Here is an 11234-nt window from a genome sequence, read left to right on the forward strand (position 1 = left end):
TATAAGGATAAACGGTATAATTAGTTCCATGAAAAACATTAGGTTTTCCTAAAATTGGTTGAAGATAATGAGGAAAAATTTGAGGTAAATAATCTAAGAAAAGATTAGAAAGACGAACAGGTATAGGAATCTGATAAATATTTGAATAAGGCTGAAGATTATCTGGGAAATTTAATTTTCCTTTTAACCAATTTTTTAATCCGGGTTGATAAGCTAATCCTAATTCAAAAGATTCTGTATGTTCTAACTTAGACAAAGCTTCTACTAAATTAAAAACATATAAACCCACACCACTGGGCTGAGAATCAATTGGAGTAACATCAATAATAACTTTAAACATTGAACAAATTATAAATCATTTTTACTTAAGGACTTCCAATCAAAAAAATACCCAAAAATTTCTTGTGGCGCGGGCATCTTGCTCGCTAATCATCAAGGACGGGCAGGATGCCCATCCCACAAAATTGGGTAATTTATTTTTTGGTGTTCCCTTAAGGGTAATTTTACCAAAATTTCTATTATTGACACTCTCAGGGCTAAAGCCACTGAGATTCTACTGACAGAATTAGATTAAAGGTTTAGCCTAATCTAATCTCGCTGCGACCGTCAAACGCCGCCTAGACGCTCAATACAACCACCAATCAAGGTGTCGAAATTGCGCTTACTTTTATTGTTTTCAGTGTTTTTGTGAGTCCATCACTAAGCCAAGATGCGGTACGCTCCACAACCTGCCATTACTTGCTCTTTTTTGTCATACTGCCGCTAGGACTTGAACCTAACCGTTGTTTCATAGGAGCCGGGATTTCTCCGTACTAGGATGTTTCAACACGTAGATGTTTATTGTTCTTACTCACGATTCCATTCTAGCATACCACAGGGATTAAAATCCCTCGTGTCGCTTCCCTCTCAGGGCTAAAGCCACTGAGTTTCCCACTTACCGCGAGGTCTTATAAAAGCTATACTCAAAACGGCTTGATTGTTTGATTCTAAACGTGGGGGTTTAGCACTGCTCATTGGTGTCAACTTAGGTTACAGATACTTCGACAAGCTCAGTACAAGTGGCTTATTTGTTTGGCTTCCACACCCGCCAGGGAATAAATTCCCTGTCTCATAGCTCAAGTCCGTTAAAACGGACTAATGAATTTTCCTAGTATTTAGTCATCTTTTAGATGACTTTCGCTATTAGCAAGGAACTTGAGTTCCTTGCGGGATGAAGATTTTGCGTTAAGTTGACACCATTAAGCTTTTGCTTTACCCCTACACATCTGGGTTCTTTGTCATTTGGCAAAAGTTTAAATCTCACCCGTGTTTAGTATATGTTAGAGGAAGTGGTAGACTGTCCCAACCTGGGTCAGAAAAGACCGCTTTGGACAAGGTATTGTCATTACAGCACTTTTCTTTTAAAAGTACCACACCTAAATATCTAAAAGATTTATGGAACAAAGATTATAGGATTTTGTTTTGTACGAAACCGTTACACAAAGTGCTGTATCAAAACAAAAAAGGGCATAAAAGTATTATGCCCCCTACAGAAAACTATGGAAAAGATATCCTTTGCATGATGGTGGTGATTGTATTTAATTCAACCACTCCATAGCCTGCAATTAGGCATATATGAAGTCTGTAGTAGCCAGAATTGAGGTACCACTGAAATCACCAGTAAGTTTAACCAGTAGGTCATTTCCAGTAATTGCAGCAGCAGCGTCATTACCAAGGATATATGTGCTACCTCCTAAAACAAAAGTACCTAATGTACTCACACCAATTGCACCAGCAGCAGCGGTTAAAACCGCAGCGTTAATTTCTGTTTGATTTGTTGCGTTAACTGCTACTTGTGCATTAACTAAAGCAGTAGCAGGATTAAATCCTAGATTAACAACACTGATTTTATCCTGTCCTTTGGTGAAGTCAGTGATAGTATCGAAGGTTGTCAAAGTACCTGCATTAGAATCGGCACCTGGATTAGCGAGCGATCCGGTATAGCCGAAGATGTCATTACCAGCACCACCTGTTAAAGTGTCACTATTAGCACCACCTGTTAAAGTGTCATTACCAACACCACCTATTAAACTGTCATTACCAGCACCACCTATTAAGGTGTCATTACCAAGACCACCTGTTAAACTGTCATTAACAGTACCACCTATTAAGATGTCATTACCAGCACCGCCAGTAGCAGTTAACTTGGCAGTAAAGGTAGTTGCATTAAGATTAAAGACTGCACCTTCCGTGATGGTAGGGGCAGCCAGTACGAGATCTCTATCTTGGTTAGCAGCGAAATTCTGAATTGTTAAATTCAGGTTACCATCCGCTTTGAGTTGAGTTACTGTATTGGGTAGAACAGGATCAGCATTTCTTTTGCTGGATTGTAAAGTTAGGTTTGTAACTGCTGCACCCTTTAATGTCAAATCAACTTTCTGTGCTACCCCGCCAAGATTCAGAGTACTACCGGTGGTCAATACAGTGAACTTATTACTTTCCGTTGCACCGATAACAGTGACGTTAGCATTAGCACCACCAATTTCATACTCTTTAGCAGCAGTAATACTCGCAACATCTACTGTACCAGTATTCAAACTTAACACTTCAATAAGTTTGGCATTATCGTTGATAATTTTAGCTTGAGCAGCTGTCTCTACGGTTACAGCACCAGTGAACTGCAATGTATCTATGCCGTCACCGCCATCAACTTTATCATCAGCGTCAAAATTGGCAAAGGCAAAGTTAAAGGTGTCCTTATCCTTACCACCTGTAAAGTTATTCTTGCCGGCACCAGCAGTGAAGGTGTTATTACCACTACGTCCATTAAAGATGTTATCAACAGTACCACCTGTGAAGGTGTCATCCAGATCAGTACCAGTAGCCTCTAGTTTTGCCGCAAATGCGTTTGCATTAATAGTAACACCTTGGACTGCGTTGCTTGGGAGGATGGGGGAGGCGATTTTCAGTTCTTTGTCACCTGTGACATTAACGGTTAATGCAGGAATCCCAGCTAACCCGGCAAAATCTGTGGTCAGGTTGGTGATCTCATTTTTCTCAGTCCCAGTGTCAGTACCCTTTTTAGAGTCTAGCTTCAGGGTTTGAACACTTCCTTTCAATGTTAAATCGGCACTTTGACCCTTTCCTGTCAAGTTTAAAGTGTTAGCTCCAGTATTATTCAATGTGAATTTGTTACCTGTAGCTGCACCACTGAGATTGACAGTATCAGCTACGAAATCATACTCTTTAACAGCAGTAATCTTAGTTGCATCGACTGTGACTGTGGTGACTGTGGGAGTTCCAAAGCCTAAGACATCAACACCTTTAAAAGCATTGATAGCAGCAACTGCGGCGGCTGCACTAATGTCAATGTTAGCACCAGTAAATCTTACCGTATCTATGCCATCACCGCCATCAACTTTATCATCAGCGTTAAAATCGGCAAAGGTAAAGTTAAAGGTGTCCTTATCCTTACCACCTGTAAAGTTATTCTTGCCGACACCAGCATTGAAGGTGTTATTACCACTACGTCCATTAAAGATGTTATCAACAGTACCACCTCTGAAGGTGTCGTCTTGATCAGTACCAGTAGCCTCTAGTTTTGCAGTAAATGCGCCTGCATTAATAGTAACGCCTTGGGCTGCGTTGCTTGGGAGGACGGGGGAGGCGATTTTCAGTTCTTTGTTACCTGTGACATTAACTGTTAATGCGGGAATCGCAGGGGGACCAGCTAACCCAGCAAAATCTGTAGTCAGGTTGGTGATCTCATTTTTCTCAGTCCCAGTGTCAGTACCCGCGTTAGAGCTTAGATTCAGGGTTTGAACTTTTCCTTTCAATGTTAAATCTACACTTTGACCCTTTCCTGTCAAGTTTAAAGTGTTAGCTCCAGTATTATTCAATGTGAATTTGTTACCTGTAGCTGCACCGCTGAGATTGACAGTATTGGCTACGAAATCATACTCCTTAACAGCAGTAATCTTAGTTGCATCCACTGTGACTGTGGGAGTTGCAAAGCCTAAGACCTCAACGTTTTTAACACCGTTGATAGCAGTAACTGCGGCGGCGGTAGTAGCATCAATGTTAGCACCAGTAAATCTCACCGTATCCTTGCCGTCACCACCGTCAACTATACTTTTATCGTCAAATTGGGCGAATGCAAACCCAACACTATCATTACCCTTACCGCCTGTGAAATTAACCTTACCTTGATCCGTAAAGAACAATTTCACACCACCAGTGTTTTCTTTCGCATTTACAGTTGTTACTGCATCAGGATTTGAAGTATTTAAGTTTAAAGCTACCGTTGTAGAACTGTTGGGATCATTAATGTCTGTACCAGCTAGTCCGGCATCTCCAGTAATATTCAGTGTTCTTCCGGTAGCACTAGAAGATAGAGTTGGAATAGTTAGGGTCGCAATCCTATTAACCCCATCTGTAAACTCACTTTCCAGAGCAAGGTTAATGGTAGCGACTTTATCACCTTGAATGGTGAGTGTATTCAGTGTAGAATCTGTCAGGAAAACACTTGCAGTTGTTCCATTACCAAAATTACCAGTGATACTGGTGATACTGTTGTTGGTAACGTTGTCAATACCAAGCTTAATATCTCGTAGTCCAGTGACGGTGGGACCAAATAATGGGTCAAATTTGAGGGTGACTTCCTCCAGACCCGAACCAGCAGCGGGGCTGAAGTCAATTACTGGACTCAGTAAATTAATCAACTCTACCTTTTCAACATTGAGGAGAGTAGGCAATATTCCCTTGCTGTAGGAGTATTTTAAGGTATCAATACCAGCACCCCCGTCAATTCTATCCCCAGGTTGGACAGTGGCAAAGAAGTCGTTACCATTGTCGCCTGTGAACAAATCCTTGCCATTTGTACCTGTAAGGTTGTCAGTTTCCTTGGTTAAAGCAAACTGTGTTTGGAAATTGTCAGTAATTCCCTGAGCAACATCCACCTTATTGTTCAAAGTTTGTCTATCTGCATTACCAGCAGCACTCAGTATCTCCAGTGCCACTGCTGCTCTTGTTGAACTATTTAGTCTCCCAACCCAGTAATCTAAACCTTCTTTGTCTGTTGACCGACCGAAGGCATTACTATAAATTAGCTCAACAAATTGACTGTTTACTAAACCAGTATATTTATCCTGCGCCTCTTTTGAAGCGATAATATCTCTGGTGACATCGGCGATGGATGCACCATTATTCAAACGTCCTACCCAATAGTCCCGACCACTTGTTTCTGCTGCCCGCCCCAAAAAGGTAATATAAAGCTCTTGGACGGACAACTGATGAGTGGTGTTTTTAGCGGTATCAACCCTGCTGTTTAAAACTTGTTTATCAGCAGAACCAGCAGAGTTAATAATATCGGCAATGACAGAGGCTTTTTTTGCTGAGTCTGGTGTTGTTCCTAACTTTCCAGTCCAGTAGGTCTTACCAGCACTGTCAGGAACTCGACCGAAAGCATTACTGTAAATGTAGTCTATCAAATCAGCATTACTTAACGTGCCAAATAGTTGTTTCCCTGCTGCTGAATCAATTAGGTCTGTGGCAATTTTGGTGATAGCGACACCTTTGTCGAGTTGGGAAGTCAAATCAGCTAAATTTTTGGTATCTGCTGGACTTTTCAGGAGGGTAATAAAAAGACCCTGGACTGAATTAATGCTTGCTACTGTCATAGTTTTACGTTCACTCCACGAAATAAAAATGAATTAATAGTCAAAAAACTGTATCTATCTAAAGACAGATACGGACAACAGCATAAAGGAAATCCATATCATTTTCATCTATCTAAAGTATGATTTTTAATACAAAACTGATTACTGATTTACAGTAAAATTATCTATACGCTACACAAAGCATCTGTGGCATAAGCAATTTGCGTTTAATTGCATTTGTATCATCGGTTTAGATATTTTTGATCCGGTTATCAGTCTGATTCTTCCTGGTTTTTGAATAAAATGCTTACAAAACAAGGCTTTCAACCCACATTCCACACCCACAACTGTCACAGAGGGAAATTACCGAGGCAAAAAAGAGATTTGAGCAACCATGAATCGCCAAAAATTGCATCAAAACCTATTCTCAATAGACATCTCGAAAAAAGATGGTAGAGCCGAGAATCCCTACCTATGGAAGCCTAAGTCTCTACAAGGGTTTCAGGTCACGCATATTTAATTTCTGGAGATGTCTAATCAGGAGCAATAAGAATTTCAGGCGTTGCTGATTAAGGGGATGAATTTTAGTCTGACGCAAAGGTAAGAGTTTTAAAGGTTCAATTTGAGAATTTCATACCTCGATTCAGCAACGCCGAATTTCAATTAGAGAACTCCACAAAAAGAAATACCCAATGTCATTCTGTTCGTGCAGCGTGCCAGAGGCATTACGAAACGAAGTGTAGTGAAGAATCTATTGAGATGCTTCGTTTCGCTACACTCAGCATGACAAAACAGGATCATTTATTTTGTGGCTTACTCTTAGAGAGATTCGTATAAGATAAGGGACTACCAACTACATCGTTATTTTCAAGGCAAAATTATAATTTTTGGTAGTCATTTATTAAGAGAATCTTTTACTAGAGCTTGAATCATACCCGCAAGTTTATCTGATAATTTTTGCCAAGAATGTTCTTTCAGCCATTGTTGTTGTATTTCCCGCTTACTATTGAATATTTCCGGCGTATTGAATAAGTTTATAATCTCCCTGGCTATACTATTAGGATCTCTCTCAGGTAAAAAATGCACAGTTTCTTTTACATCTTCAAAGATTTCCAGTTTTGAACATAAAACTAATCTGTTGGAGGCTATTCCAAATCTGACAGCCGCGCTCGAAGATTCGTTAGAGTTTTGATATGGGAAGACTATTATATCAGCACATTCCAATAAACATAGTGATTCCTCATCTTCTAAATATTCATTAATCATTACAACACTGTTGGTTAGTCCAAGACTAGATATAAGTCTTTCGCACCTAACCTTAAGTTCATGAGAAACAGGATTTGGATAAAGAGCATTAACTAAAAGCAAAGACATTTCTGGATATGAGTTTTTAATAATAGAAAAAGCCTTAATCAGTTGTTCAACCCCTTTATTAGGAAGTAAAAAGCCATAGGTAGCAATTACCTTCTTATTTAAGAAAATATTGAGCTTTTTCTTTAAAAGAATGGAATCTATAAACTGTCTACACTGAACTCCGTGGGGAAAAAGTGCAGTATTTCTGATCAGTTGAAAATCTTTAAGTCTATTTAAATCTGCAATACTATGAACTAGTAACCTATCTGCCAAAGAAAGTTCATAGTGAATTGTTGCTAAAGAAGCCTTAAAATCATGTTTATTGACATCTCTTGTGGAATGGAACATAACAATAGTAATTATACCACGTTCTGATAACTTAAGCAGCAGATTACCAAATGCAGTTAGTTCAAAGAATCCGAAATTAAATTGTATAACCACAGCATCGAGTTTCTCTGCTTCAATACATGACTCAAGATCACTGAGATTTGGATTGGAAAAGTCATCCCAACACCTGATGACATTATCACTATCTTTACTCTCAGGCAAATCCTGGCGACTGGCTAATATTTTGACATCAAATTTCTCAGATATACTGCCATTAATTAAATAACTGGAATAAGCAGCAATACCGCACTTAGAATTCCATGTACTCACCCATCCCAATTTTATTTTCCGCGTCATGGAAAGCTTTTGTGATTCAATAGTTGCAAGCATATTTTCAATCCTTGCAGCACAAGTCTTCCAAGTGAATTTATCTTCAATCAAAGCTTTTGCGGCTACAACCTTGGATTGAATCTGCTGCTTTGGAGCTTGATATATTTCTCTCATTACTTTAGCCAGATGCCTAACATCAGGTTCAACCCAAACAGAATTAAATTGGCTTAAATGAGTTTTTGCGATTGTGAATTGAAAGTCAATTAGCCAAGCGGTTTCATCGCTACAGAAATCAGTTTGTCCTCCAAATCCTGTGGTAATTACAGGGATATCAAACAGCATTGCTTCAGCCATTGGTAGACCAAATCCTTCACCCCGGCTAGGTGCAACCAGAGCATGACAACGGCGATATAAATCTACAATACAGCCGACTGGAATATCTTCATTTATTAAAATAATTTCGGGAATATTTTTGTAGTTTGCCTTTAAATTATCTATTTGTTGCTGAATATCATTATGAGGATTCGGAAAAGTTTTAATTAGCAAACTGACATCATCATCAGAGGTAAAGACCTTAACATAGGCTTCCAATAGTACATCCACACCTTTCCGAGGAAAACAAGAGGAGATGTGTAAGAATCGGAATGATTTTCCAATATAACCATGATAGGTTTGAGGCTTCTGTCGTAAAACTTGCTCTATACCGCAACCTGCTATTTGAATTGGTACATAAACCCCAGCATCTATTAGAACTTTCTTAACAAAACTAGAAAGGACTGTAAGACCGTCAAGACATTGGTTGAATGAATCTACCCATTCTTTAGAAAGATTCGATTCTTCCCATGCAAAATAAAGTAGATTAATTAAGCCATCCATATCTACCACCCTGGGTGGATACAAGTTACGAATAACTACATCTGGTCTCGAACCTTTTTTGCTTCGTTTCCACAGTAAGTCCAATCCTTCTACCTGATTAATAGCAGTTGTGTCAGGTGTATAATCGCCAAATCCTTCAGTGGGGAATAAACCCACCTGACCAGGAAATTTCTCGTCTAGGGCAAATCCCAATTCTCTATTAACAATAGCTAAACTATAATTCGTCTCAAAAGGTCCTTCAATTTGAAAGTGTAATTCCTCAGTTTTATTTTCAGTCAAAGTTACTGGGCGAGGAATTTCTACTCCAACGTCTATCAATACTTTTGCTAAGTCGGATATTAAACAATCGCGAGAGAAATCTTTTAATCTGCTCCTTTGACTCTTTAATATTCTCCGGCGAAGAGGGCGATCCTTTCTTATTAAGTTAACTAAGGCAGCAATTTCTGGAAATCTTTTTTCGTTAAATAATATTCCACCTTGTCCCAAGGTATACGGGACATTTGTGCTTTTATAAGCCACAACAGGAACATCAAAAACCATTGACTCAACTAGAGGAACACCAAAACCTTCATGTTCACTCATACATATAAATACATCCGCTGCACGATACCAACCATAAAGTTCTTCGTCAGAAACTTTTCCGACCATCTTTACAAGGTCTGTAAGTCTATATCGAGCAATTATTTCCTGAAGGGATTGACAGTAGTGATCATCCAGGCTGTAGCCGCCAATTAAAATAAGTTGAATGGGCTGCTCTATCGTTTCTACAAGATATTTAAATATCTCAACAATATCATGTTGGCATTTATTTTGACATACTCGCCCTACAAAAATAACAGTGAAAATCTCCGAGTTGCTATCAACAATATTGTGATTATAAGGTTTATCTTTAATATTTTCAACATCAATTAATAAAGGAATAGTAGATATGTTTGGGTAATTTAATGAAATAAGTTCTTGTGCATTATAAAGTGAATCAGCTATAGAAGCACTCACTGCATTTTTCAAAATCTTTAGTTGTTCTCGTCCTATTAACGAATACTTGTAAATCTCTGAGTTTTCAGGAAAAAAACTTGCCGGAGTAATATTGTGGTAAACCAGTATTTTTATATCAGGAAGACTAAGAATCCAATCAGTCAAATCATGACCAAGAGAATGATGGATTAACAAACATTGGTTTGGAGAACCAACATAAGTGCTGTAATGGTTTAGCTTATTATTCAGTTCCTTTGCAATATGCTCTACATATATTTCAGATCTAAAGCCTAGTTCTCTAAGAAACTTCTGGGTGAGGAATAACCCGTTGGTTACAGCGTCACCATAGGCAGAACCTGAATGAAATTGGTGAATTCCTATTGGTTTCATAATAATTTATAACCTACAATTGCATAATCCTGTGAACTATAGAAAAGATCATTAAAGCGTTCAGCGATACCTTGACCATCAACTTTGGCATTTTCAGGATAGGGATGTAGTGTGATGATTTGAGTATTGTATAAACCAAACATTTCAGCCATAAACTTGACTGTGGGGCTAGGTAATGGATTAATATGAGTTGGATCTAAATAAAATGTATTGCTTCCAACTAACACATTATCTGGATTTGGAGTTTCAAAAATAACTAATCCCTGCGGTTTAAGTACCCTTACTGTTTCAGAAAATAACCTCATTAATGTTTTCAATGGTAGATGCTCAATAATATGAAATCCCGTTACAGCACCCAAACTATTTTCTGGTAGAGATTGCAAGTAGTTAATGACATCTGTTTCTATCACCTCTAAACCCCTAGATTGGCATTGTTCTACCATAACTCTGTTAGTGTCTAAACCCCTAGAGATATATCCAGATTCCTTTAGTAATTCTAACCACTCACCCCGTCCACACCCGACATCTAAAATAGGCGAGTCTGGTGTACCAATATTCGCTTTTTCAATCAAGGGAAGATATACTTTTAATCTGTTTAAAATATCCTCACGACTACCTCTAAAATGGTCTTCAAAGGCAAGGTAGAATTCATCAAATAGATGTTCCTCTTCATTAAAAAAGGTTTGCAGTTGTTCTTGATTAAAAGGTTCTGGTAATCGCCGCCGCGCTTCTTCTAAAAACAAGGATATCAATCGCTTCTGCTGCATTAAATCATACTTGAGGTAACTGTCATTTCTCAAATGACGCTCATTTATCTCTTGGTAGCGATTATCCACAGCAACCAGTTGCTTATTAAGTTCATGAATGCTGTTATCTACAATATTCAAACACTCATTTATCTCTTGAAAACGAGTATCCGCATGAACTAGTCCATCATCCACTTGTGTCTTTAAAGTTTTAATTTCCGCTATTAGTTGGTGATTAATCCTTAAAGATTCTTTTAAAGAAAGGATTAAATTAAAGTTAACTTCTCGTTGATCTTTAAATAGAAAATTGATGGCTTTCAGAATAAATTTTGGTAATTTTGATATTGAGTTAAAGGGAAAGCGATTAAGTTTTTCAGGCCATTTTGTCCGAATACAAGCTCTAGATTCCGCATTTTTAAGTAAAGATTCAATATAGTCAATGCTTGAGCTAATATTTGACGTAAAACTTCCTGTATCTACATTGTTTTTTGTTCCCATCGGCTGAGAGTGACTTTGACGATTAAGGATCTCTTGACGGATCTTCTCCATTAACTCATCAACATTAATTTCAGGATTATTTTTTTTAATCATTGTTCAAAAT

Annotated in this window: 3 protein-coding genes and 1 pseudogene; all 4 read right to left on the reverse strand. The window is 38.3% G+C overall.

The window, feature by feature from the left end; translation table 11 throughout:
* Positions 1-340 (reverse strand): annotated as a pseudogene (locus IQ228_RS11970) (glycosyltransferase family 1 protein); the annotation flags it as partial.
* A gap of 1264 nt (positions 341-1604) precedes the next feature.
* Entirely contained in the window at positions 1605-5657 is a 4053-nt protein-coding gene (locus tag IQ228_RS11975; RefSeq protein WP_193962943.1) for a DUF4214 domain-containing protein, read from the reverse strand.
* A gap of 873 nt (positions 5658-6530) precedes the next feature.
* Positions 6531-9887, reverse strand: a complete 3357-nt coding sequence (locus tag IQ228_RS11980; RefSeq protein WP_193962944.1) for a glycosyltransferase — start codon at positions 9885-9887, stop codon at positions 6531-6533.
* On the reverse strand, positions 9884-11224 hold the full coding sequence (locus IQ228_RS11985) for a bifunctional 2-polyprenyl-6-hydroxyphenol methylase/3-demethylubiquinol 3-O-methyltransferase UbiG (protein WP_193962945.1): 1341 nt from the start codon (positions 11222-11224) through the stop codon (positions 9884-9886). Before IQ228_RS11985 ends, IQ228_RS11980 begins: the two co-directional genes overlap by 4 nt.
* Between the last annotated feature and the right edge of the window lie 10 nt (positions 11225-11234).

It is taken from the genome of Dolichospermum sp. LEGE 00246, assembly GCF_015207865.1.
Classification (GTDB): domain Bacteria; phylum Cyanobacteriota; class Cyanobacteriia; order Cyanobacteriales; family Nostocaceae; genus Dolichospermum; species Dolichospermum heterosporum.